At 39.0% G+C, this 24053-nt stretch carries 21 protein-coding genes, 3 pseudogenes and 1 riboswitch; of the genes and pseudogenes, 8 read left to right on the plus strand and 16 right to left on the minus strand.

Going from position 1 to position 24053, the window contains the following annotated elements:
* Positions 1 to 25 precede the first annotated feature (25 nt).
* Positions 26 to 250 (plus strand): DUF167 domain-containing protein, encoded by a 225-nt coding sequence (locus VB694_RS07855; RefSeq protein WP_323359749.1) that lies wholly within the window; start codon positions 26 to 28, stop codon positions 248 to 250.
* A gap of 33 nt (positions 251 to 283) precedes the next feature.
* Here the strand turns inward: VB694_RS07855 and VB694_RS07860 are convergent, their stop codons facing one another.
* Positions 284 to 1789, minus strand: a complete 1506-nt coding sequence (locus VB694_RS07860; RefSeq protein WP_323359750.1) for a HAMP domain-containing sensor histidine kinase — start codon at positions 1787 to 1789, stop codon at positions 284 to 286.
* Positions 1790 to 2175: 386 nt separating this feature from the next.
* On the opposite strand from VB694_RS07860, the gene VB694_RS07865 reads away from it, so the two are divergent.
* Positions 2176 to 4161, plus strand: a complete 1986-nt coding sequence (locus tag VB694_RS07865; protein WP_323359751.1) for an AarF/ABC1/UbiB kinase family protein — start codon at positions 2176 to 2178, stop codon at positions 4159 to 4161.
* A gap of 110 nt (positions 4162 to 4271) precedes the next feature.
* Here VB694_RS07865 and VB694_RS07870 read toward each other — a convergent pair whose 3' ends face one another.
* Both VB694_RS07870 and VB694_RS07875 read right to left on the minus strand, forming a co-directional pair.
* Complete coding sequence (locus VB694_RS07870; protein WP_323359752.1) at positions 4272 to 4706, minus strand: hypothetical protein; 435 nt, start codon at positions 4704 to 4706, stop codon at positions 4272 to 4274.
* 246 nt (positions 4707 to 4952) lie between these two features.
* Positions 4953 to 7976, minus strand: coding sequence for a valine--tRNA ligase (locus tag VB694_RS07875; RefSeq protein WP_323359753.1), 3024 nt, complete (start codon positions 7974 to 7976; stop codon positions 4953 to 4955).
* Between the two features lie 205 nt (positions 7977 to 8181).
* Here VB694_RS07875 and VB694_RS07880 point away from each other — a divergent pair, with 205 nt between their 5' ends.
* Positions 8182 to 8442 carry a hypothetical protein gene (locus VB694_RS07880; protein ID WP_323359754.1) on the plus strand — a complete coding sequence of 87 codons (261 nt, stop codon included), beginning with the start codon at positions 8182 to 8184 and terminating at the stop codon, positions 8440 to 8442.
* Positions 8432 to 8605 carry a hypothetical protein gene (locus tag VB694_RS07885; RefSeq protein ID WP_323359755.1) on the plus strand — a complete coding sequence of 58 codons (174 nt, stop codon included), beginning with the start codon at positions 8432 to 8434 and terminating at the stop codon, positions 8603 to 8605. Before VB694_RS07880 ends, VB694_RS07885 begins: the two co-directional genes overlap by 11 nt.
* Before the next feature lie 162 nt (positions 8606 to 8767).
* On the opposite strand, the gene VB694_RS07890 is transcribed toward VB694_RS07885, so the two are convergent.
* From VB694_RS07890 to thiC, 5 genes and pseudogenes are all read right to left on the minus strand, one after another.
* Positions 8768 to 9730 (minus strand): hypothetical protein, encoded by a 963-nt coding sequence (locus VB694_RS07890; protein ID WP_323359756.1) that lies wholly within the window; start codon positions 9728 to 9730, stop codon positions 8768 to 8770.
* Positions 9727 to 10692 (minus strand): site-specific DNA-methyltransferase, encoded by a 966-nt coding sequence (locus tag VB694_RS07895; RefSeq protein ID WP_323359757.1) that lies wholly within the window; start codon positions 10690 to 10692, stop codon positions 9727 to 9729. The genes VB694_RS07890 and VB694_RS07895 overlap by 4 nt, the downstream gene beginning before the upstream one ends.
* Positions 10693 to 10810: 118 nt before the next feature.
* Positions 10811 to 11704: pseudogene (locus VB694_RS07900) on the minus strand (hypothetical protein).
* 6 nt (positions 11705 to 11710) lie between these two features.
* Entirely contained in the window at positions 11711 to 11890 is a 180-nt protein-coding gene (locus tag VB694_RS07905) for a PCP reductase family protein (RefSeq protein ID WP_323359758.1), read from the minus strand.
* A gap of 101 nt (positions 11891 to 11991) precedes the next feature.
* Entirely contained in the window at positions 11992 to 13365 is a 1374-nt protein-coding gene (thiC, locus tag VB694_RS07910; RefSeq protein ID WP_323359759.1) for a phosphomethylpyrimidine synthase, read from the minus strand.
* A 6-nt stretch (positions 13366 to 13371) separates the two neighbouring features.
* Positions 13372 to 13469: riboswitch (TPP riboswitch) on the minus strand.
* 321 nt (positions 13470 to 13790) lie between these two features.
* Here thiC and VB694_RS07915 point away from each other — a divergent pair.
* Positions 13791 to 14216 (plus strand): GxxExxY protein, encoded by a 426-nt coding sequence (locus VB694_RS07915; protein ID WP_323359760.1) that lies wholly within the window; start codon positions 13791 to 13793, stop codon positions 14214 to 14216.
* 194 nt (positions 14217 to 14410) lie between these two features.
* Here VB694_RS07915 and VB694_RS07920 read toward each other — a convergent pair.
* The 3 genes and pseudogenes from VB694_RS07920 to VB694_RS07930 all read right to left on the minus strand — a co-directional run bounded on the left by VB694_RS07920 (position 14411) and on the right by VB694_RS07930 (position 16426).
* Positions 14411 to 15199 (minus strand): annotated as a pseudogene (locus VB694_RS07920) (Uma2 family endonuclease).
* 207 nt (positions 15200 to 15406) lie between these two features.
* Complete coding sequence (locus VB694_RS07925; RefSeq protein WP_323359761.1) at positions 15407 to 15958, minus strand: 3'-5' exonuclease; 552 nt, start codon at positions 15956 to 15958, stop codon at positions 15407 to 15409.
* A gap of 18 nt (positions 15959 to 15976) precedes the next feature.
* Entirely contained in the window at positions 15977 to 16426 is a 450-nt protein-coding gene (locus VB694_RS07930) for a hypothetical protein (RefSeq protein WP_323359762.1), read from the minus strand.
* 100 nt (positions 16427 to 16526) lie between these two features.
* Here VB694_RS07930 and petN point away from each other — a divergent pair, with 100 nt between their 5' ends.
* From petN to VB694_RS07945, 3 genes are all read left to right on the plus strand, one after another.
* Positions 16527 to 16613, plus strand: coding sequence for a cytochrome b6-f complex subunit PetN (gene petN, locus VB694_RS07935; RefSeq protein WP_013189847.1), 87 nt, complete (start codon positions 16527 to 16529; stop codon positions 16611 to 16613).
* A gap of 7 nt (positions 16614 to 16620) precedes the next feature.
* Complete coding sequence (locus VB694_RS07940) at positions 16621 to 16782, plus strand: hypothetical protein (RefSeq protein WP_323359763.1); 162 nt, start codon at positions 16621 to 16623, stop codon at positions 16780 to 16782.
* Positions 16783 to 16947: 165 nt separating this feature from the next.
* Positions 16948 to 19467: a GAF domain-containing protein gene (locus VB694_RS07945; protein WP_416233470.1), complete on the plus strand. Its 2520-nt coding sequence runs from the start codon at positions 16948 to 16950 to the stop codon at positions 19465 to 19467.
* A 101-nt stretch (positions 19468 to 19568) separates the two neighbouring features.
* On the opposite strand, the gene VB694_RS07950 is transcribed toward VB694_RS07945, so the two are convergent.
* From VB694_RS07950 to VB694_RS07970, 5 genes and pseudogenes are all read right to left on the minus strand, one after another.
* A complete protein-coding gene (locus tag VB694_RS07950; protein WP_323359764.1) occupies positions 19569 to 19931 on the minus strand; it encodes a type II toxin-antitoxin system PemK/MazF family toxin in 363 nt (120 codons plus the stop codon).
* Entirely contained in the window at positions 19928 to 20203 is a 276-nt protein-coding gene (locus VB694_RS07955; RefSeq protein ID WP_323359765.1) for a YlcI/YnfO family protein, read from the minus strand. Before VB694_RS07955 ends, VB694_RS07950 begins: the two co-directional genes overlap by 4 nt.
* Before the next feature lie 249 nt (positions 20204 to 20452).
* Positions 20453 to 21010, minus strand: coding sequence for a recombination mediator RecR (gene recR / locus VB694_RS07960; protein ID WP_323359775.1), 558 nt, complete (start codon positions 21008 to 21010; stop codon positions 20453 to 20455).
* 360 nt (positions 21011 to 21370) lie between these two features.
* Positions 21371 to 23572 (minus strand): HAD-IIB family hydrolase, encoded by a 2202-nt coding sequence (locus VB694_RS07965; protein ID WP_323359766.1) that lies wholly within the window; start codon positions 23570 to 23572, stop codon positions 21371 to 21373.
* 261 nt (positions 23573 to 23833) lie between these two features.
* Positions 23834 to 24053: pseudogene (locus VB694_RS07970) on the minus strand (photosystem II q(b) protein); the annotation flags it as partial.

Raw genomic sequence — 24053 nt, forward strand, 5'->3', positions numbered from 1 at the left:
TTAGCAACTACAGTTATTTGGTGTTATGCAAAAAAAAGTGAAGGTTAAACCAAATTCTAAACAACAGAAAATTATAGAAGAAGCAGATGGTAGTTTAACAGTACACTTAAAATCACCACCAGTTGATGGTAAAGCTAATGAAGAGTTAATTAAAATATTGGCAAAAAAGTTTAATGTCAGCAAGTCTGATATCAGAATTAAATCCGGTTTATCATCTCGACAAAAACTGATGGAAATTGATGATGTTTAGTAATTTCTAATGGATAATCTAGTCATCTAAAAATTAAGTGACTTTTAGCTTATGTTTACCACTAACTTCTAAAGGTAAAAAAATCGTTAATACTTCGCCATATTGCTGACTCTGACGCACAATCAACTTACCACCAATTGCTTGAAACAGATGCTTAGTTGCAGCAATATTTAAACTAATAGTTCCTGTTTCCGGTTGAAACATTAATAATTGACCGAGAGATTTACGAATTGGTAGTGTTACTGTTCTGGTTGTATCATGGCAATCTAATTGAGGCGATAATTGTAACTTGAGTTGATCACCAGCGGGAATAACCTGAACTTGAATAGAACTACCAGGAGGTAAACTGCGGGTAAAATTCTCCATTAAACCTGTGAGTACCCGATCTAGCATAGCGGGATTACTAACCACCGTTGGTAGTTGCTGAGGTAAAGCCACATCTAAAGTTAAATTTCGGCGATTTGCTGCTTGTTGCCAACGGGGGATACTTTGCTGCAAAACTTGATCCAAAGACATGGGAGTTAGATGAGTATTAGCAGATTTTGCTGCTGTACAAGTTTCTAATTCTGCGGCTTTAAATAGCAACTCCATCCGATCAATTTGTTCAGTACATTCATGATCAATAACTTCCAAGCGGTTAATAACAATAGTAGGTAAATCCCGTCGCTTGAGTAGCAGACGAGTTAGAGTACGAATAGTAGCTAGTGGGGTACGAACTTCGTGAGCAAAAGCTTGTAGTAATTCCACATCAGAACGGGAAGATGGTTTTGCTGATGAGGAAACATGAAGATGGAGAGGTGGAGAAAGAGGAATAGTATGTGTTAATTTATCCGTTTCTGTCTCTGGTAATTCCTGAAGTAAAAACTGGCTAAATTGAATTATAGTTTGATAGTTTGGTGCGGCTGGAGGATATTTTTGGACTAATGTATCTAAGTTAGCGAATAATTCTGGATTAGTTAAGATTACTCTAGCTCCTAATGCTTGCCAAGCTTGTTGCACTACCTCTGGTTCAAAGGAAAATAAAAATTCTTTTTTACCACTATGGTGTTCTGACAAAACCAGAACTAATCTAAATTTTTCTGTGAACACTAAGCAAAACTGCTCTGCACCCAGAGGATCTGCGGGTAATAGAGGTAAAATAGATTCTTCGGGATTGATTTGATGGTTTGTGTAGGCGTAGTTATTTATTAGGGTAGTGTCGTCCAAAGCAGATATTGCTCCTTTGCTCGCACTTTGCCTCATCGCTGGTGAGACATGAAACGGCATTAAAGCCAAAGGATTAAAAGGTTTGGCGGTAAAAGTAACTGTTTGTAGACTTTGAGTAAGTTTTGGCTGACTAAATAAGGGTGCAGGTGCAGTCAAAACTAAACCTTGGGTAATATTAAATGTTGTTGTTCCTAAATTGTTGAGTAGCAGATGTTCTGTAGCTGCTAGACTGATACGCCATTGCTGCTCTGCTTTGGCAGACGAACACTCAGCCATATTTGATTGGCTTGCAGATAAAATTTCCCTCAAACTTGGCAAGATCCATTCGTACACAGGTTTTCACCCCTTGATTGACGAGCGTCTAACAGCAGCTAAAGTAGACATTGCACTATATATTTATGAGGTTATGGCTTTTTGTGTATTAGTGACAGTGGTAGAACCGAACAATTGAGGCGCAATTTCCCCTGTAATTATAATTTTAAAGGAATTAAGATATTTCAGTTACTAGTACAGCAAGGCGTAAATAAACCAACCATTCTCAACCGCCAAAAAGCTTATGACCTATTACTTTTGACTTTTGACTTTTGACTTCCGCGAAGCGGTACTAGCCACTCTGTCCTCTATACCTTGTTTTCAGTTTCTACTCGTTGGGGATATGCGAAAATAGCAACATATTGTTACAATACTTAACAGCGTTCATCTCACTGGTGGCTTTTTTGATGATGGTTAAAAGTCTTCCCTCTAATTCTCAATCTACTGCGGAGGATAGTCGCGGAAGCGAATTGTCCTTAATTGAAGTATTACCAGAAAGTGGTAGCCCTGTCTTAGTTATCAATGCACCAAGACAATCAGCAAAGCATCAACCAAAGGTATTAGCTGAAGCCGAACCTTTGACACTGGGTTACGATCCTGAAGAAATCAAGACATATTACCAAAGTAGACCATTACAAGTTTTGCGGCGGATTTTGACAGTTTTAAAACCAACCTTGTTATATATTTTTGGGATATGGTGGGATAAGAAGCGGGGAGTAGTTGTCAAAAATGATAGTCGTCGAGCCGTTCAACTAAGAGAATTACTGACGCAATTAGGTCCTGCTTATATCAAAATTGGACAGGCTTTATCTACTAGACCAGATTTAGTTCCGCCAGTATATCTCGAAGAATTAACTAAACTGCAAGATCAATTACCACCATTTCCTAATGAACTAGCTTACCAGTTTATCGAAGAAGAACTAGGAAGCCGTCCAGATGAAATTTACGCAGAAATTTCGACTAATCCGATTGCTGCGGCTTCTTTGGGACAGGTATATAAGGGTAAACTCAAAACTGGGGAAGAGGTTGCGATTAAAGTCCAGCGTCCAGATTTGCGAGAACGAATCACAATTGATTTGTATATTTTGCGATACTTAGCTGGGTTGGTACAAAGAAAGGTAAAACGGGTAAGAAGCGATTTAGTCGGGATTTTAGATGAATTGGGCGATCGCATTTTTGAAGAAATGGATTATATCCATGAAGGTGAAAATGCTGAACGCTTTTTTGAATTATATGGGCATATGGAAGATATATATGTACCAAAAATTTATTGGGAATACACCAACCGTCGTGTGTTAACGATGGAGTGGATTAACGGTATTAAGTTAACTCAAACTCAAGAAATTAAGGAACTAGGAATAGATGCACGTTATTTAATTGAAGTAGGGGTTCAGTGTTCCCTGCGTCAATTATTAGAACATGGATTTTTCCATGCTGATCCCCACCCTGGTAATTTGTTAGCTACATTTGATGGTAAATTAGCTTATCTTGATTTTGGGATGATGAGCGAAATTAAGCCACCGCAACGTTACGGTTTAATTGAAGCGATCGTTCATGTTGTTAATCGTGACTTTGACTTATTAACACAAGATTACGTCAAGTTAGAATTTCTTGCCCCAGAAACAGATTTAACACCTATTGTCCCCGCTTTTGCCAAGGTTTTTGCTAATGCTCAAGGTGCAAGTGTTGCAGAATTAAACATTAAAAGCATCACCGATGATTTATCGGCATTAATGTATGAGTATCCCTTCCGTGTACCTCCTTACTATGCTTTAATCATTCGTTCTTTAGTAACTTTAGAAGGGATTGCTATCTACATAGATCCTAACTTTAAAGTTCTTAGTGAAGCTTATCCTTATGTTTCTAAACGGCTGTTAACTGACCCAGCAGATGAATTAAGAAACTCACTACAAGATTTATTGTTTAAAGATGGTAAATTCCGGTGGAATCGTTTGGAAAACTTGTTAAAAAATGCTCGGAGTAATCAAGAGTATGACTTTAACTTAGTCATGAATCAGAGCGTAGATTTTTTGTCTTCTGCACGGGGTGAATTCATTCGTGATAGGTTAGTAGATGAGTTTATCAATGGCATGGATGCTGTTGGTAAAAATGTATTACATAATTTTACTTATTTACTGCGAGAAAGAGTTGGTTTAACAGCAGTAAATGAAATACCTGGTGCAACCCTTGAACAACAACAAACCTTAGAGCATATTAAAGGAATTTTGGGTATTCTCCGAGAAACTAAAGGTTTTGATCCTGCTAAACTCGTTCCCCAATTAACGCAGATACTAGTTAATCCAAGAGTGCATTATTTAGGTCAACAAGTTGCTAATCGCTTTACACAAAAAGCTGTAGCTAGGTTAGTTCGGCAATTATTAGCAGCAGAATAAGTCTTGGTAATTGGTAATTGGTAATTGGTAATTGGTAAGAAGAAATAAATTCAAAACTTAAAATTAACAACTCTTCCCTATTCCCTATTCCCCATTCCCCATTCCCTTCTTTACGAATTATCTTGTTTTTGACTATTTTGGTCACGCTTGAGACTTTCTTCTAAGGCTTGGATTTGTTCACGACGTGCTTCTAATTCCAAAGTACGACGTGCTAAATCTTGGTTTTGCAAGGTTAAAGATTGTAGCCAATCTTCCATTTTTTCTGTTTCCTGTAGGAGAAAATCTGGCGTAATACCAGTTTTGAGATAAGTTTGAATTAGATAAAGTACCCAACTTGTAGAATCTTCGATCTTTTCTATTTCACCTGTAGCAGAAAGTTCCGCTAATACCAGCACTTTTTCTCCCCAAGTGTTTTCTTTTCCCAGGAGAATAAAAGCTTCTTCTGAAATGATAGACCATGAATATTCAGATTCCTGACGTGCTAACAAGCGTAATTGATATTGGTCTAAAAAATTGTTTTTATGTACTTGGGCGAGATACAGCATAGTAAAGTAATTGGTAATTGGTAATTGGTAATTGATAATTGATAATTGATAATTGGATATCGAGAAATATTCTCAGGACTTACGCAACTGGCACATTGGTAGGGTGCGTCAGATATCAACAATTTATTTATTTGCAGGATTTATGCAGTCTGACGCACCCTACAACAGATTTTTGGTGTGACACTTGTGTAAGTCCTAATTCTTTAATCTGTCACCTATTACCTCTTACCTATTACCATTGATTTTTTATAGAGAAAGCAAGCGTTCACGCAAAATTTCGGCTTGTTTTTCTGCTTCTGCTAAAGCTTCTCTTGTAGTTTTTACCACATCAGCGGGTGCTTTATCTACAAAACTAGCATTACTCAATCTTCCACCTAAAGATTTAACTTCTGCTTCAACTTTATTCAAGCTTTTCTCTAATTTTGCTCGCAGAACCTCAATATCAACTACCCCAGTCAAGGGGATAACAACCTGAATTGTACCAACAACACCGGAAATAGAATTTTCTTTTTCTGGTTTTGGAGTGGGTTCTGGTTTGAGTTCGCTTGGTGCGTCACTGGGTGGGAAGTATTTCGCAAATAATTCTTGTCTTGCTTTCCCATTGAATAAATAGCGAACAATAAACCAACCTGCATAACCCAAACCCACAGTTTCAAAGAAAGTGCCAAAAAATGGCAAACCTAAAGATGTATTACCGACAAAGATAGCGACTCTGAGGAATACTAAGACAATAGTAATTAAACCAATGGTTTTGAAAGTACGCCAATACTTGCTATTAAAAATTGGCTTGCTTTTTGGTTCAGCAATAGTAACACCAGCATCAGAAATAGTTAAGGTTTCTACCTTAGCTAAGTCTTTGATGTAAGACTCTCCAGTTGTGATAATTGATCTTTCTTTTTCGCTTTCACTTTGCAAATTAGCGGTAATTTTTACCCCTGGTTTAACATCAGCTTCGGCGCGTAAATTGCGAATGGTGCGGATAGTGTCAATTAACAAATTAAATTGTTCTTCTAAACCAGAATCAATTAAATTTGTATCTGCTTCAGGATAGCTTTGTAAAGCTAAAATTTGAGGATTTTCGGCTGGTTGTTGGGTGAGAGTTTGCCAAATTTCTTCAGTAATATGGGGCATAAAAGGATGAAGTAACTTTAATACTCCTTCCAATATTTCTGCAAGAATTTGTTGGGCAACTTTACGAGATGTGGGATCTGCGTCTGGCTGTAATCTGGATTTGACTAATTCAATATACCAGTCGCAGAAATCACCCCAAATAAACTCATAAAGTCCTTTAGCTGCTTCTCCCAAACCGTAATTATCAATGTAGTTATTTGTCTGTTTAACTACTTGATGATAACGGCAAAGAATCCATTTATCACTAAGTTCTATGGGTTCAGGTTTACCTAGTTGGGCTGGAGTTTGTCCATCCAAATTCATCATCACAAATCTGGAGGCATTCCATATTTTATTGGCAAAATTACGAGATGCTTCTACAGATATGGATTCATCTTTTTTGCGGTCATATTCTAAGCGAATATCTTGACCAGCACCCGCTACTTCTTTCACTAAAGTATAACGCAGGGCATCAGTTCCATATTTATCAATCAACAATAATGGGTCAATGCCATTATTTGCTGATTTGGACATTTTCTTATTATTTTCATCCCTCACTAAACCGTGAATATAAACAGTTTTGAAAGGCATTTTTCCGGTAAAATGTCCCGCCATCATCGTCATTCTCGCTACCCAGAAAAAGATGATGTCAAAGCCTGTAACTAAGGTGGTGTTGGGGTAATAAGTCTCAAAATCTGGGGTTTTTTCTGGCCAGCCTAAAGTAGAGAAAGGCCATAAACCAGAAGAAAACCAAGTATCTAAAACATCGGGGTCTTGTTCTAACTTGACTTCTTCGCCAAATTGTGCTTTAGCTTTTTCCCAAGCTTCGGCTTCATTGCGGGCGACAAAATGGGGTGTGGAGTCGGTAATTTCTCCCCCGGTTTCACTGACAGCATACCAAGCGGGGATTTGATGACCCCACCATAACTGACGAGAAATACACCAGTCACGCAGATTTACTAACCAGTCACGATAAACCTTCGTCCAGCGTTGGGGAACGAACTCAGGGGAATTTTGGTTGTCTAGGAAATCTAGGGTTTTGTCAGCCAGGGGGCGAATTTTCACGAACCACTGGGTTGAAAGCAGAGGTTCAACAGGGACTTTTCCGCGATCGCTATAAGGTACTGTATGTTTATATTCCTCTATTTTTACCAGTACGCCATCAGCTTCTAAACGGGCAATGACATTTTTTCTAGCAACAAAGCGGTCTTGTCCTTGAAATTCACCGGCATTTTCATTAAGCGTGCCGTTTTTGTTCATTATAGTTATAAACGGCAAATTGTGACGCTTACCCATTTCAAAGTCATTAGGGTCATGGGCAGGAGTCACTTTCACGCAACCTGTACCGAAAGCAGGGTCTACTAATTCATCACCAATAATGGGAATTTCTCGGTTCATAATTGGTAAAGTCAATGTTTTACCAATCAAATCTTTATACCGTTCATCATCAGGGTTAACCGCAACGGCTGTATCACCTAACATTGTTTCTGGTCGAGTTGTCGCCACTTCCACAAAACCAGAACCATCACTGAGGGGATAACGGAAGTGCCAAAGATTACCATTTACTTCTTTGGGTTCAACTTCCAAGTCAGACACCGCCGACTGGGAAGCGGGACACCAGTTAACCAGATAATTACTACGGTAAATTAAGCCTTCTTCATATAGCTGAATAAATGCTTCTAAAACTGCTTTTGATAAACCTTCATCTAAGGTGAAGCGTTCCCGCGACCAGTCCACGGATACACCCAAACGGCGTAATTGATTAACAATTGTACCGCCAGATTCATTTTTCCATTGCCAAGCGCGTTCTAGAAATTTTTCTCGACCGACATCATCGCGGTTTGTTCCTTCAGCCTTGAGTTGCTTTTCGAGAATGGTTTGTACTGCTATGCTGGCGTGGTCTGTTCCTGGAACCCATAGGGTATTACGTCCTTTCATCCGATGGTAACGGACGAGGGTATCAATCAACGCGCTTTCAAAGGCATGACCTATATGTAAACTGCCGGTGACGTTTGGGGGAGGGATGACGATGCAGTAGGGTTCACCTTTGTGGTTGGGGTCTGCTTTGTAGACTTGGTTTTCTTCCCAGAATTTTTGCCATTTGGCTTCTGTGGAGAAGGCTTCGTAGAGACTGGGGAGATTGGGAATAGTTGCGGTCATGCTGGGAATAATCAGTTTTTAGGACTCTGATCAATTTTGCCACAAGGTTGGAGGGGGTTTGTGAATATGTTTCTAGATTTTCAACTCAACCGATAATAATTCTATACAGTGATTTTCAGGTAGCGTAAAACCAATTGACACAATCAGCAGTAATTCAAAAATTAGATTATGATTGTAAAATAGAAAGATTAGAGACAAGTAAACTATGAATACTATAGAAGAGATAATCATTAAAGTTCCATCCAATATTGCCGAAGCTTATCGCCGCAGCACAAAAGAAGAACAGGAACAAATTCAGTTAAAGTTAGCATTAATTATGGAGTCAAATTTATTCAATAATAGAAAATCTGTAGATTTGGCATCTCGCGGAATGAATGAAGAACAAGCCGCCAATTTAAGAGGTAGATTACAATGTTTTGCGGAAGATTGGGATCAACCGGAAATGGACGTTTACGATGCTCTATAGTCGTAGACAAGTGGTGCTGGTTTTGTTTCCAGACTCAAACTTAAAAACCGCTAAACGTCGTCCTGCTTTAGTAGTTCAATCTAACAATAAAGGAATATCAGAGTCAAAACTACCTTATTCTATTTTAGCTGAAAGCGATCGCACTCCCAAAATCACACTATAAGCGATACCTTCGGTCAGCTTTGCGATCACACAAGAACTGATTTGTCAGTTTGTGCATTTTCTCAAAGCTGGGTTAAGAAACAAACCCTGCCTATAAAAACGACAATTAATGTTTAAAAGATTGTGTTTTCTTATTTAAACTAAAATGCCCAAAAGATAAATATTATTCGCTTTCCTTATTTTCACCTTCCTCAATTTCAACTTCTTCTAAAGACTGTCCATGACTACTTAGCAAATCCCAAATATCACGATAAAAGAAATTATCAATAGTTTGAATATGCTGAGAGAGTAATCCATCTGTAATCATATTCGGGCGAATATCACAGTAATATACACCGTCAAGTGGATTTAGTTTAATGGTGTAAGCTTTAAAGTGTCCTGGCAAAAATGTTGCATTAATACCATAGCGATTTTGGTGCTTGGTCTTCTTTCTTTGTACATCATTTAAAAAAATTGCAATGTGAGGTAAAGCCGTGCTAGTTAGCTTATTATATAAAAACTTATCTACAAAAATTTTATCAATACGGTCTTTACTCGAAGTTTTAACCGAACCAATAATCTTGAGTTCATTGTCTTCACTAATCAACAAGTCATGCTGATAGGTCGTATTAAACAAAATTACTCCGTTATCATCTTTAATTGGAACTTGCACTGTTCCAGAAACACAATCTACATTTAAAGATGCAATTAAAAGACGAATGAGACGTTCAAAAAGATCCCCATTTACTTTACGGGCTTGGTTAGACTTTCCTGAAGGTAATGCGTCGAGGGTAGCACCAATAGCTTGCTGAAGTGTATAGATTGTACAGATCAAAACCTGCCTTGATGATTCCTCTGGTAACTGTCTATCTCTTAACTGATCAAGAGTTTGTAGAAACTGACTATAAGAAATCTCAAATATTTCAGCATCATACATTAAGTTAGTATTGATTGGGCGAGTTATATTGTAATGACCATCATTTGTATATTGATAAAATTGGTAATAATTTTCATTTTGTGAAACTATTCTAGCTTGTAAGCCATTCGCTATAAATTCTAGATAGTTTCTGCAAAAGGAAATGTAGTTTTGGATAGTCTGAAAATTTTCTTTGTCCACTGCATGATTTACTAAATCTTCTAACCTCATCGAATAGACTCCCTGCGTTCTGAATTTTTGCGATCAAAGGCGATCCATTCTTCCTTTGTCATGCGGCGGACATTTTTTAATCGATTAATTGCCCAAGAATTATAATCAATATTTAGATCACATCCCATCCAACGACGGTTAAGTTGTTCTGCAACTACAAGAGTTGTCCCTGATCCTGAAAATGGATCAATAATCAAATCTCCTTCCTGAGATGATGCAAGAACAAATTTTCTTAATAATTCTTCTGGCTTTTGAGTTGGATGAGGTGTTGTCTCACCCATTCCGTTACAAGTAGTAGGAATTTCTATTACATCTTTAGGCTTTGCACCTTTTGGGTTAGGTGTCCAGTTATTATTTTTTTTAGTTTTACCTTTTCCATAAGCACTTGTTTCTGCTTGCGGATGGGAAGGATACTTTAATGTATGTGCGCCATAAGGAATTCGCACATCGTCAATATTAATTTTCGCTTGATCTGATTTACGAAAATGAATAATACTTTCATGGGAACGTCCCCAATCACTACCTAAGTTAGCCTTGTTCTTATAGTGCCAAATTAACCAACGACAATTTTTGAAATATTTTGATGATGGATATTTCAAATCAGCTAATATTTCTGAAAAACCACAAACGTAAAGAGATCCAGTTGACTTAAGAATACGCGAAGCTTGACGAATCCATTGAATTGACCACTCGATATATTTTTCTTGGTTTTCAAAATTATCCCATTCAGCTTTTTTAATATTATAAGGTGGATCTGCAAAAACTAGATCCACGCTTTCTGATTCAATTGATGCCAGCCAATCTAGTGAATTACCTTGATAAATTTTCCCATTATGATGTGTATATTGTAATTGAAAACCTTGTTTTAAAGGTTGTACATCTTTTTCAATGTTCTGTGATTCTAAGACTCCAAAATCTAGAGAGTGTTGTATTACTTTTAATGTACTATTATGACTACCCACTCCTATCTATCCTCACTACTTTTAACTTTAACAAACGACTATAAAACTCAGTCTATAAGCATCAAACAAAAATCAGCAGTTTGGGAAATCTCCTCAAACTGCCAAAAAGTATTCTACCCTAAACTTCCTCATTCCCCAATCTTTGCAACAACTCCTCACGCGATAAATTACCCAAAGAAAGAAGTAACTGAGTGCGTTCAGAAATAGGAATATTAGCAATCTTTTCCACCAAACCAGATAACTCAGCATCTAAACTACCAAAACGTCCTTCCAGAAGAGAAGTTATCAAATAAAGTTGTCCTTCTTGCTTCCAATCTTCTATTTGTTGCAAATAAGCCGGTGATAAGTTCATAATTACTTCCTCTTCTTCCCTACTTAAATTATCTCTCAATTCTAAATTCTTGCGCCAGTCCGCTAAAATTTCTAACAAATTCTCTCGAAAAGGGTTATTTTAAGGTAACTCAGTTAACTCCTCTACCGCTCTTTTTTGTGTTCCTCCTTTCCCCAAAACTCTCAACCATAACGTATCCTCATTTTCTGGTAATTGATGAATCACAACTATTGCTGTCTTCAGGATATTCGGCAGAAAATAAACACCTTGAACCCAATCTTCTGTAATTTCAACTGCACCTAATCCTGCAATCATCCGATCTGAGAAAGTTGGTGTTAAAATCCATAAAATCGGTAAATCTGATTCAGCAATATTTCTGTTTTCGCGTTTTGCTTTCCTAACTACATCACCATAAACGGCATATAATTTGAGTAAACAACTGCGAATTTCTATTTCTGATGGTGGGTTGCGAAAAGGCTCAAATAAACATTGAGTTTTCGCCATCTTCCCTAATAAACCCAAAGGTAGATTTTCCTGAGTTTGAGAAGGAAATGGTTCAAACCAAACATCAATTTCTTGAACTTCGCTTTTAACTTTTTCGCTTTTTTTAATTGTTCCTAGAGGTGTTAATAATTCCTCTAAATATTCTTTAGCAAATTGGTCATGAGATTGGCGAGTCATTATATGTTAGTCAAATTTTTTATTGAATTGTTGTTTAACCTGTTCATAAATTTCCAGAGTTATTAAAGATATACTATTCTCTTGAGCATAGGTTTCAATCTTTTTGCGAGCAAAAGGACGGACAAAGAAAGGAATGTCTTTGAGTTTAGCTTCAGCTTCAGCAGTCCATTGAATTTGTTCACTCATAGATTTTTAGAGGTTTAATTTCAATATAAAGATTTGGATTGATGTACTAGGTTTTAGATCCCCGACTTCTCGAAGAAGTCGGGGATCTGGTTGCCGAATATTTAAGCTTGCGCTACAGGTTCCTTAGCCAAAAACTTCTCCAACTCAGTCAAAGCATCAGCATCAACCTTAGTCTGCATTGGACAGAATTTAGGTCCACACATTGAACAGAACTCAGCAGTTTTATAAATATCCGCTGGTAAAGTTTCATCGTGATATTCCTTAGCCCTATCTGGATCTAAAGATAACTCAAATTGACGATTCCAGTCGAAATTATACCGAGCTTTCGAGAGTTCATCATCTCTATCCCTAGCACCAGGCCGATGTCTAGCAATATCCGCAGCATGAGCAGCTATTTTATAAGCAATTAAGCCATTACGCACGTCTTCAGCGTTAGGTAAACCTAAATGTTCTTTAGGTGTCACATAACATAACATTGCTGTTCCATACCAACCCGCCATAGCTGCGCCAATAGCTGAAGTAATATGGTCATAACCAGGAGCAATATCAGTCACCAAAGGACCGAGAACATAGAAAGGTGCTTCTGAACACTCCTCCATTTGTTTGCGGACATTAAACTCAATTTGATCCATTGGAACGTGGCCAGGACCTTCCACCATTACCTGTACATCATGTTCCCAAGCTCTGCGGGTGAGTTGTCCGAGGGTTTTCAATTCCGCTAACTGCGCTGCATCTGTCGCATCATGGGTACATCCAGGGCGCAGGGAGTCGCCTAAACTGAAGGAAACATCATATTTCTTGAAAATCTCAATGATGTCATTGAAATGGGTGTATAGGGGGTTTTGTTTGCGGTGTAATAACATCCACTTAGCCAAAATACCGCCACCACGGGAAACAATACCTGTGAGACGGGTTTTAACTAAAGGTAAATGTTCTATCAACAAACCCGCGTGGATGGTTTGATAGTCTACCCCTTGTTGAGCGTGTTTTTCGATGATGTGGAGAAAGTCGTCAGCAGTGAAGTTTTCCATTCTGCCGTGAACGCTTTCTAAAGCTTGGTAAACTGGAACAGTACCGATAGGAACAGGTGAAGCCTTGATGATAGCGGTACGAATTTCGTCTAAATTACCGCCACCTGTGGACAAGTCCATGACGGTATCAGCACCATATTTAATGGATAATCTTAATTTTTCCAATTCTTCTTGAACATCGGAAGAATTAGGAGATGCACCAAGATTAGCGTTGACTTTACATTTAGAGGCGATACCAATAGCCATCGGCTCTAAATTAGTGTGATTAATATTAGCAGGGATAATCATCCTTCCCCGTGCTACTTCTTCCCGGATGAGTTCAGCAGGTAGGTTTTCCACCTTCGCAACGTGGTGCATTTCTTCCGTAATTACACCCTGACGAGCGTAGTGCATTTGGGTGACATTACCCTGTCCACTGCGCTTGGCTATCCATTCAGTTCGCATATTACAATCCTCAATATACAGCTTCCCTACGCTGGTATTATCCAGTCTCAGGTGTTAAGGGTTTGATCTCAGCTTGGCTTTCACAAGCACCCCTAGCATCTTTCAGATTTTAGCATTTTGTTTAGAAGCGGGGGGGGATATTGTAAAAATGGGATTTATTTTATGTTTTGAGTGCATGGGGGTGATGTTAAAGTTTTGGGTTTTACTAAAAACGAACCGCAGAGGCGCAGAGGACGCAGAGAGAAGAGGTTGTATTGAGGTTGTATTTGGTTTAATTTGGTAGTTATTTGTTTTTTTCAGGATTTTTTTATGAATACGAACCGCAGAGGCGCAGAGGACGCAGAGGGATGAGGTTGTATTGAGGTTGTATTGAGGTTGTATTTGGTTTAATTTGGTAGTTATTTGTTTTTTTCAGGATTTTTTTTATGAATACGAACCGCAGAGACGCAGAGGACGCAGAGAGAAGAGAGTTAGGGGAGGAGATGAGTCAGCTGACAGGGGAGGTTATTGCGGCTGCTATTGAGGTACACCGGGTTTTGGGTCCTGGGTTTGTGGAGGAGGTGTATAAGGAGGCACTGGTTGTTGAGTTTATGGCACGTGGTATACATCATCAGGTTGAGAAGTCAGTAAGTGTCACATACAAGGGTCATGAAGTAGGCAGAGGTAGATTAGATTTTTTGGTAGAAAATTGTTTAATTGTTGAATTGAAAGCTGTACAAAATCTCCTTCCTATTCACGAAGCCCAACTTCTCTCCTACCTGAAAATGACCAAGTGTAATTTAGGACTGATCATCAACTTTAACGTCCCTCTGCTCAAAGAAGGCATCAAACGCATTATCCTCTCCTCCTAACTCCTCCCTCTGCGTCCTCTGCGCCTCTGCGGTTCGTTCCTCTTCTCCCAAAACACCGCATCAAACCGATCAAACTCTTCCCTCTGCATTCTCTGCGCCTCTGCGGTTCGTTCCTCTTCTCCCAAGACACCGCATAAAACCGATCAAACTCTTCCCTCTGCGTCCTCTGCGCCTCTGCGGTTCGTTCCTCTTCATCAAACCTCATCCGGGTTAACCCCCAACTCCCGCAACCTTTCCGCTAAACGTGCGGCTTTTTGCTGTTCCTGTTCTAACTGAGATGTTAATTCCTGCGCTTCAGTAGATAACTGTAGGCATTTCTCACCACTATGTAACAATAAATTCCCCTGTAAATCCCACCAACGTAACCAGGGAGCTTGCATATTATTATACTGTCCTTCCCAAATACCCAACTCTACACCTAAAGGTAAAATAGGATAATGACCTCTTTCATTAGCTGTAACTAACTGATAATATCCATCAACCAGGTGATAAACTTCTATACTGGCTTTTTGTACCTCATAAATGCCATAAAACGGTACTCTAATTGCTTGTTCATATACCCAAAACTTACCGTTAAACGGTGTTTTATCTCGCTCTTCTGTACCATCCCCAGACACAAATTCTAAAACTATCAAAGGTGCTATATATTCCTGCCATAATACGTAGGAACGGCGGAATTTACCATTTAACATCGGTGGTACATTGGCTACATAAAACCAATCTGGTGCTTCCGCACCTTTTTCCAGGGGTTCGGTTAAACGCCAATAAATACCGCAGTCTTGACCGATAGCATATTGTCCATCAGGATGGATTTTTTGCAAGGTGCTATTGATGGAGTCTGTTAGTAAGATGCTTTGGGGATGTTCTTGAAAATTTTGACCTACGGTACGCTTCGCTAACACAAATGTTCAATCCGACTCTGGTAACTCGGTGTGGTCGGGAAGATAGGTAATATCTATGTCAGCAGGTTTAGCAAGAGTCATAGAACTGGGTTTTGGGTTAAAGACTCGGTTGCATCTATTGTAGTTGAATATTAGACATCTCCAGAAATTAAATATGCGTAGCCTGAAACCCTCGTAGGGACAATTCATGAATTGTCCCTACATTCTTTTTTGGAGATGTCTATTATGGTACTACAGAGCGATCGCTCTTTTTATCTTTCTTAAATTACGTAATTAGATAATAATTCATTAACTTTTTTTGGTAGTTTGCATATATCGGTAAATTGCAGCAATATTCCGAGCATCATCAATACCTCTATGATGTGTACCTTTTAATTCTATGCCTAAATGCTCCAAGGCTTGCGCCATGCCAAATTTATGAGATACACCCAAATATTCAGAAAATTCTGTTTTAATATTTCTGTGTTCTGCACCAAAAGGGTAAGGAATATGATGAAATTTACAATCTTGTAAAAATTGCGTTTTATCGTAATTACCCCAAGAACAAAATATATAATTAGGAAATGAATCCAGCCAAGCTGTTAATTTTGACATGGCTTCTGGAAAATTAGGGGCTGTGTCAACCTGTTGTTGAGTAATACTTGTTAATTTTGTACAAAATTCTGTGAGTTGGGGATTGATCACAGGTTTAATAAACTGTTGAAATTCAGCATCAATTTCCCAGGTTTGGCGATTTAGCATCACTGCACCAATTTCAATAATTTCCATTTGATGACGGGGAATACTACGTTGATTGCAACAAGTAGCTTCAAGATCAATGATGAGAAAGTAGTGATTCATAAATAATTCAAAAATAATTCAAAATTCAGATGAAAAAGGTTTGAGCCATTTTAAAAAAATAGCAGTATCGAGAACAATAGCTGCTAAAGCAAACCAGAAAATACTTTCTCCTGCTAAAATTAAAGAAGGCAAAAGTGTATTATTGACATTCCAGCCAAATTCTATTTGAGTTAAGCCCCGCACCAAACCAAAAGCCCAGATACTACCAGTTTTGAGGTGCGGATTTGTATCTACACGGATGATATAGCGGTAGGTGACACCAAAGAGAAAACCAGAAAAACCTGCTATTCCACCACTTAATAATACCTGTAAATTTACTAGTTCAGTAGTATCATAAGTCAGGATGGGAAAATACTTGGCCAGCCAGAAAACATTGATTAAGCTGGTGACAAGGAAAGCTAAACCCAAAGATATACTGCCAATAACTCCCGCTTTTAGGGATTCTAACCGTTCTGTCATTAATTCCATAATCTTGCCAAACCTGCCTGAATTCAGTTAATGAATCAACCGCCTTTTCCCAGTATGATAAATGTTAGAGACCTTTTGTAATTATTTGAAAAGTAGAACTATGATTTTGACACTGGGTTGGGTATCACTGTTAGTTGTGTTCACTTGGTCGATTTCTATGGTAGTTTGGGGACGCAACGGACTATAGAGGAATCGTGGAAAGTCCATTTTTGGGTATTTTGGCTCTCATAGCCGCAGTGCTGCTGGTAGGAGTGACCGGTGGTGTCGTTTATTTAACCTTGGCAGATTGGCGCGATCGCCGTCGTCGAGAAGACGAAACCCGCGAACTTAAACGCAGCACAGCCAAACGACGCTGATGCTATTGCAGCATCAATCAGTTTTCTGACGTAAACAACCTTGTTGTGGGGATACGACTCAGATCGTTTCCCCACATATTTATATTATACAATCCCCCTACAGAAACCAATGTTTAATATTTATTGTTACCCTAGATCATAAATATATTGAGAATCCTGTGGGAAATGATACAATTGAATTCCCAAAATGAATACCAAGCGGGTATGATATTTACCCTGGAACAGAGTGAGAAACAAAAAACTTTATCTAGAGTAATTTCCCACCTTCGTGAATCTCTGGATATAGAAACCATCTTCAAAATTACAGTCACAGAAGTACGTCAATTACTCAACACGGATAGAGTTAGCGTATTTCGGTTTTATCCTGAATTAGAATGGGAAGGGGAATTTATCTATGAAGATGTCAGCACAGAATGGATATCAATATTAAACAATAAACTACACGAAAACTGCTGTACAGAAGAATTTGCTCAACTCTATCAGGCAGGGGGAATTAAGGCAATATCAGATATTTATGACGATGTTGTCACTGATTGTCACATCAAGATGTGGGAAAAATTCCAAGTACGTGCCAACATTGCTGTTCCCTTGATGAAATGCAAAGATTTATGGGGATTATTGTGTATTCATCAGTGTAGTGGAGTTAGACAATGGGAAGCATCAGAAATTGAATTTGTGCAATTAATAGCTGAACATTTAGGAGTTGCTTTACAGCAAGCAGATTATATAGAACAGATGAAACTGCAATCTGCTCAACTTGCACAAGCTCAAGCTAGGGAAAAAGCCTTAGAATGGCAAAAAACTATCGCCAGAACAATTGAAAAAATCCGTCAATCGCTGGATTTAGAAAGCATTTTCCGTACCACTACTGAAGAACTGAGAAAATTACTCAATAGCGATCGCGTCTCTATTTATCGCTTCAATCCCGACTGGAGTGGTGAATTTGTATTTGAATCTGTAACTCCAGGTTGGGTTACACTCATGCAAGAGCAGTTACAGCGTCCAGAATTAGGAGACAACATTAGCGACTGTAATTTAAAAGAATTAGTTGAACCAACCACAGATACCTACCTACAAGATACAGGCGGTGGTCGGTTTAGCAAAGGTGAAGTATACAGGATTTGTAATGATATTTATAATGCTGGTTTTAACGATTGTTATATCAAAGTTTTAGAAAGCTATGAAGCTAAAGCTTATGTAATAGTGGCGATTCTTTATAACCACAAAATTTGGGGTTTGTTAGCAGTTTATCAAAACACAGGAACTCGTGATTGGCAAGAAGATGAAATTTACTTACTCACCCAAGTTAGTTCTCAATTAGGTGTAGCCTTAAAACAAGCAGAATATTTACAACAAATGCAGAAACAAGCCGCAGAAATTAGCAAAGCTGCGGAACTACAAAAAGCATTAGTCAACACTGTAGATAAAATTCGTCAATCTCTGGATATTGACACCATTTTTAAAACCACGACGCAAGAAGTCCGCCGACTATTAGAAGTGGAAAGAGTGGCAATTTATCGCTTTTATCCTGATTGGAGTGGCGAATTTGTCGCTGATTCTATTTTGGATGGTTGGACTCCAGTTGTTAAACCTCAACCTGTGACAGAACCCCTACTTTTGCAAGGAACAAAAGCCGGAAAATATGCCCGTAATGAAGTCTTTGTTCCCATTTCTCAAGGTGATAAACTGTGGGGATTGTTAGTAGCTTATCAAAACTCCCAACCTCGTTATTGGCAAGATGAAGAAATCAACTTATTAGCACAGATTGGTTCGCAATTAGGGGTAGGACTTCAACAAGCAGAATTGTTAGAACGTACCCAACTTCAAAAAGAAGAAATTACCCAAACTCTCAAGGAATTACAAGCAACTCAAAGCCAATTAATTCAAAGTGAAAAAATGGCTAGTTTAGGACAGTTAGTAGCTGGGGTAGCTCATGAAATTAATAATCCCATTAGTTTTATTTACGGTAATATCCCTTACGTTACTAACCATACTGAAGATTTATTAAATTTAGTGCGCCTTTATCAGCAAAATTATCCTCAAATAACAGCAGAAATTCAACAGCAAGAAGCATCTCTGGATTTAGATTTTATTGCTGATGATTTGCCAAAAATTCTCGATTCTATGAAGACTGGGGCTAACCGGATTCGGGAATTAGTGCTGTCATTACGCACGTTTGCTCGCCTTGATGAAGCTGATAAAAAGCCGGTTGATTTACATGAAGGCATTGATAGCACACTTTTAATTCTCCAAAATCGACTGCAACCACAGCATAATTTTCCAGCGATTGAGGTTGTTAAGGAATATGCTGATTTACCCCCAGTATTTTGTTATGCTGCCCAGATGAATCAGGTATTTATGAACATTATCAATAATGCTATTTGGGCGCTGGAGAAATCATTATTAAAGGGAAAATTAATTGATATTCCTAAAATTTGGATTTGTTCAGAAGCGACAAACAGGAATTCTATTTTGATTCGTATTGCTGATAATGGTTGCGGTATTCCTCATGGTATGGAATCGCGTATTTTTGAACCTTTTTTTACTACTAAAGAACCAGGAGAAGGTACTGGATTAGGATTATCTGTTTGCTATCAAATTATTGTCGAAAAACATGGCGGTAAAATTAATTGTGTTTCTGCACCTGGTAAGGGTTGTGAATTTTTGATTGAAATTCCCATTTAAATATTAAAAGGTAAAAGGCAAAAGGCAAAAGGCAAAAGTTAATATTCTCCCCCTGCACCCTTGCTTTCTTCATCTGTCACCTGTCACCTGCTTTAACTGCTTTAACTGCTAATATCCTCTTCTCCTGGTAAGTCCAAAGCGATGGACAAAGCTTGTGCTAGATGTGCCATCACTACCTGAGAAAGTACGCCTCTTAATCGCAAAAAGCGAGTTTTGGACAACACCCGCACCTGATCTGCCATTGCGATCGAGTCTTTTCTGAGTCCGCCATCTGGTGATAAAATTAAAACTTGAGTGGGGTAAACCCGTTTCCCCGTTTGATAAGTCGTACAGGGTACGGCCAAAACCACTGGGCTGGATAGATTAATCACGTCACGACTGACAATAATTACGGGGCGAGTTCCTCCTTGTTCTGAACCTTCAGTCATTTCTAGACGCGCATCATACACTTCACCCCTTCTCATCTTGGAGATTCCCCTAGCTGCAACGCCTCCCATTGAGCCGTAGCAAATTCTGTCTCTATTTTTAACACTTCTGCCTGATAATCAGGATCTCTTGCCATTTCTGCTAAAGCAGCATCAATTTCCGCTCGTCTTTGTACTGCTAATTCCCGCTTTAAGGCCTGCACCATAAAATCATTCCGGCTTTTGGCTTTTCCATCTAGCACCGCCTTATCAGTCGCTTCTAACAATTCTTTCGGGATCGTTAATGTCGTGCGAATAGTTTCTACTTTCATGGCGCGTCCAGTCTATGATGTCTGAAGTGATGCCTTATATGATATCGTTTTAGGCATCACTTGGTAACTGTAAGTTTGTCATTAGTTATTAGTTATTAGTTATTAGACATCTCCGCAAAAGAATGTAGAGTAGAGACGTTCCATGTAACGTCTCTACAAGGGTTATGGGATACACAAATTTAATTTCTGGAGATGTCTAGTTGATTCAAAGAACATGATATGAATCCTGACTGCAAAAATTGCAGATATCTAATCTAATTCTCGACGACCTTCTAAAGCCCTAGCCAGTGTCACCTCATCAGCATACTCTAAATCACCACCCACAGGTAAACCAAAAGCAATCCGCGTTACCTTGGTAAAAGGTTTAAGTAGCTGACCTATATACAAAGTGGTGGTTTCCCCCTCCACACTAGGACTAATAGCCATAATCACTTCTTGGGGTTTTTGCTGACTGACTCTGCGTACTAAAGCTTGAACTGTCAACTGTTCTGGTCCGATACCATCCATAGGAGAAATTACCCCACCTAAAACATGATACTTCCCTTTATACTCGCGGGTTTTTTCTAATGCAATCACATCACGAGAATCAGCAACTACACAAATAGTTGTATTATCTCGGTTATGGTTGCGGCAGATATCACAGACAGGTTCAGATGAGAGGTGATAGCAGACTTGACACAAGCCTACCTGTTTTTTAGCATCAATTAGAGCTTGTGCTAGGGCTTCTACTTCTGCTTCTGGACGCTTTAAAATGTGCAACGCTAGACGCTGGGCAGATTTGGGACCCACACCGGGAAGGCGTTGCAGTTGCTCAATTAACCGGGCTAAAGGGCGTGCGTAAACCGTGGTCTTGTCTCCTGTGTGTTTTTACCTTTACTATGATGACATTTTTGGGGAGTTTTGGTCTTTGAAAATCCAAAATCCAAAATTATGATGCTGATGGCTTTTGGGCGTTTGTAACTTGTTGGACAAATTCAAACTCCTGGGAATTGTGAGAATCATTAAAGACTTATTGAGACTTTGATATTGATACCTCTAAGGGAATTCCAAATAAAAAATATCCCATCACTTTGCAAAACCTAAATCCCCGACTGCTGACATCAATTTATAATTTATTAACAAGTTCGGGGATCTGATTATTTACAAATCATTTAGTGCGATCGCTACCTAAATCGTCACCACTTCCGGCTGTTTTTGAGACAAATTACCAAAAAAATCATAGTGATCTAACGCTTCCAAAATACCCCAAGCATAATGACCTTGAGCAAAGTAAATCTGTGGATAACCACGCAGTTTTTCAATTTCTGGACTGTAATTCCCCACCACAACGCCTAAAGTATTACCACCAAGCATGGTTTCATCATTACCCGATGCCCCTGCTACTAAAAAGCGTTGTACAGGTAAACCCCATTTCAAAGCCACATAGCGAATAGCATCTCCCTTAGAAGCCCGGATAGGTACTAAATCAAGATACATATTGTGGCTATAAATCCCCTTAACTGGAAGTTGTTGACGACGCAGATGGCGGATAATTTCTCGGAAGTTAGGTGCTTTGGCTTCATCAACAAAATAGCTGATCTTAAACTTGCGTTGAGATTCTGGTGGTTGCAATTCTACACCAGGGATGTTTTTCATCGCTTGCCGAATGGCTTGGGCTTGCCATTGATAACCAATGTGTTTTTGCCAACTTGTATCTGTGACAATCTGCGGACCATAGTAGATTTCACTACCTGCTGATGTAATTAATAAGTCTGGCATGGGGAAGCGCCATTCTTCCAACATACTCAAGGTACTTTCTAGACTGCGACCTGTAGCAATACCAACCCCGGTTGTATGTCCTTCGCTACGAATGCGATGAATCAATTTTTCTAAAGCTTCTTTATCACCCAACAGCGTATTATCAATTTCACAAACTAGGAAACGGTCAGCTGTGGGTAGGCGGTTGGTATCTGGTACATTCCACTCTGGATGATCAGCAGCAGGAGATGCGGGTAGCGGACTGAGTAAAGATTGAATTCGTCGTTGAGGAAATAGATGGATTTTCTCTAGATATTTCTCAACGTGACTATTCCAGGAGAAATATTTGCGGACATTAACCAAGCCATTTTTAGCCCAGCGTTGCCATTTCTCAGTATCCGTTAGGGTTGTATGCAGGGCATCTTGTATTTCTTTAATATTGAGAGGATCAATCAGTAAGCCATTTTCACAAGCTCCCAAGATATCCCTTGGACCGCCGTCAGCAGTAGCAACAATAGGTACACCAGAAGCACTGGCTTCTATCAGGGTAAGTCCAAATGGCTCTGTTAGTGCTGGGTTAATAAACACTCCTTTGGTTTTAGCCGTCAGTCGATATAAATCTGGAACATCATCAGCATTATGGTGTTTAGGATAAGCAATATATCCATAAAGGTCATAACGATCTATTAATTGCAATATTTCCATAAACACCTGACGCGGACCAGATTCCATCGTCATGATGTTATCTCTTTTTCCGAGTACAAGTACCAGGTTAGCCAGGTGACGCAACTCAGGATCTTCACCATAAGCTGTAATCAGACTTCTGACATTTTTCCGAATTTCTGGGCGAGAAATCGCCATGATCATCGGCTTTTGCGGATATTTGAGAAAACGCTCTAATTCTTTTTGAATGGGTGGGTTGTACCAATTATCTGCTGCTGAGTAGAATCGATCCAAGTCCACACCAGGAGGAATTACCACCATTCTTTCTGGTTGATAGCGATCGTATACACTGTACTGTTGTTCAACTTCTTGATTTGTACTGGCTATAACTAAAGCTGCACCACCCAGGGTAATTTCTTCAGCTTCAATTCTGGTAGTAATATGAAAATTCTCTTCAATCGCGTCCTGTTTAGTTCCCTGTTCTAATAATCGTTGCTGTTTGACTCGTCCCAAGGAATGACCAGTATGCACAAGAGGCGTTCCTAACCAACCAGCAACCCGACTACCAACATATCCTGCATCGGCGTAATGTGTATGAATGACATTTGGTATTCTTCCGACTTTGCGGATGTGTCGGAGTAATTCATCGGCAAAGGTATCTAAATGTGGCCAGAGAACTTCTTTGCGGAGGTAGCGACGTGGACCACAAGCAAGGCGAATAATTTGGGCTTTATCTGCAAGTATTTCTATTGGTTGTGCATAGTCAGCACTAACTTTGGGATCGTTTACCAGTCTTGTGACTAAATCAACTCTTTCTACTTGGGGACTTTTGGCTAATGTGTTAGCAAGTTCGACTACATATTTTGTTTGTCCACCAGTATCGGCATCTCTTCCTAGTTCTAGATTATGACCTCTAATTAAACCATGAACACTGACGAGTATAATGTACAGTCCTGGGCTGTTGGACATTTGTCTTCCTCCATAATTGACTGTATAGTTGGTGATGTCTAGTTTTTTTATACTAAATTATTTTTTTAGTTATTAAGTGAAACATCTATCATACAGGGAAGTGGTACAATTCGCCAAATTTAACAAATATTGCTATTTTTCGCTACATTAGCTTAGTAATAAAAATCCTGTATATCCTTAAATCCCGTAAATCCTGATTCTAACAAACAAAAATACCCCCCATTTCTGGAGGGTATCTTTTAATTATCTGAAAATTTCAGATTAGCCGTTGATTGCAGGAGCAGTCAAAGCAACAGGAGCAACTTCACCAGCAGCTAAGTCTAAGGGGAAGTTGTGAGCGTTACGCTCGTGCATTACTTCCATACCTAAGTTAGCGCGGTTGATTACATCAGCCCAAGTACCGATGACGCGACCTTGAGAGTCAATGATGGATTGGTTGAAGTTGAAACCGTTCAAGTTGAAAGCCATTGTGCTGACACCC

This window comes from Anabaena sp. UHCC 0451 (genome assembly GCF_034931405.1).
Taxonomy (GTDB): Bacteria; Cyanobacteriota; Cyanobacteriia; order Cyanobacteriales; family Nostocaceae; genus RDYJ01.

Coding starts and splice junctions, on each gene's coding strand:
- VB694_RS07855 (WP_323359749.1), top strand. CDS start 26: ATGCAAAAAAAAGTGAAGGTTAAACCAAATTCTAAACAACAGAAAATT.
- VB694_RS07865 (WP_323359751.1), top strand. CDS start 2,176: ATGATGGTTAAAAGTCTTCCCTCTAATTCTCAATCTACTGCGGAGGAT.
- VB694_RS07870 (WP_323359752.1), bottom strand. CDS start 4,706: ATGCTGTATCTCGCCCAAGTACATAAAAACAATTTTTTAGACCAATAT.
- VB694_RS07875 (WP_323359753.1), bottom strand. CDS start 7,976: ATGACCGCAACTATTCCCAATCTCCCCAGTCTCTACGAAGCCTTCTCC.
- VB694_RS07880 (WP_323359754.1), top strand. CDS start 8,182: ATGAATACTATAGAAGAGATAATCATTAAAGTTCCATCCAATATTGCC.
- VB694_RS07885 (WP_323359755.1), top strand. CDS start 8,432: ATGCTCTATAGTCGTAGACAAGTGGTGCTGGTTTTGTTTCCAGACTCA.
- VB694_RS07890 (WP_323359756.1), bottom strand. CDS start 9,730: ATGAGGTTAGAAGATTTAGTAAATCATGCAGTGGACAAAGAAAATTTT.
- VB694_RS07905 (WP_323359758.1), bottom strand. CDS start 11,890: ATGAGTGAACAAATTCAATGGACTGCTGAAGCTGAAGCTAAACTCAAA.
- thiC (WP_323359759.1), bottom strand. CDS start 13,365: ATGCGAACTGAATGGATAGCCAAGCGCAGTGGACAGGGTAATGTCACC.
- VB694_RS07915 (WP_323359760.1), top strand. CDS start 13,791: ATGAATACGAACCGCAGAGACGCAGAGGACGCAGAGAGAAGAGAGTTA.
- VB694_RS07925 (WP_323359761.1), bottom strand. CDS start 15,958: ATGAATCACTACTTTCTCATCATTGATCTTGAAGCTACTTGTTGCAAT.
- VB694_RS07930 (WP_323359762.1), bottom strand. CDS start 16,426: ATGGAATTAATGACAGAACGGTTAGAATCCCTAAAAGCGGGAGTTATT.
- petN (WP_013189847.1), top strand. CDS start 16,527: ATGATTTTGACACTGGGTTGGGTATCACTGTTAGTTGTGTTCACTTGG.
- VB694_RS07945 (WP_416233470.1), top strand. CDS start 16,948: ATGATACAATTGAATTCCCAAAATGAATACCAAGCGGGTATGATATTT.
- VB694_RS07950 (WP_323359764.1), bottom strand. CDS start 19,931: ATGAGAAGGGGTGAAGTGTATGATGCGCGTCTAGAAATGACTGAAGGT.
- VB694_RS07955 (WP_323359765.1), bottom strand. CDS start 20,203: ATGAAAGTAGAAACTATTCGCACGACATTAACGATCCCGAAAGAATTG.
- VB694_RS07965 (WP_323359766.1), bottom strand. CDS start 23,572: ATGTCCAACAGCCCAGGACTGTACATTATACTCGTCAGTGTTCATGGT.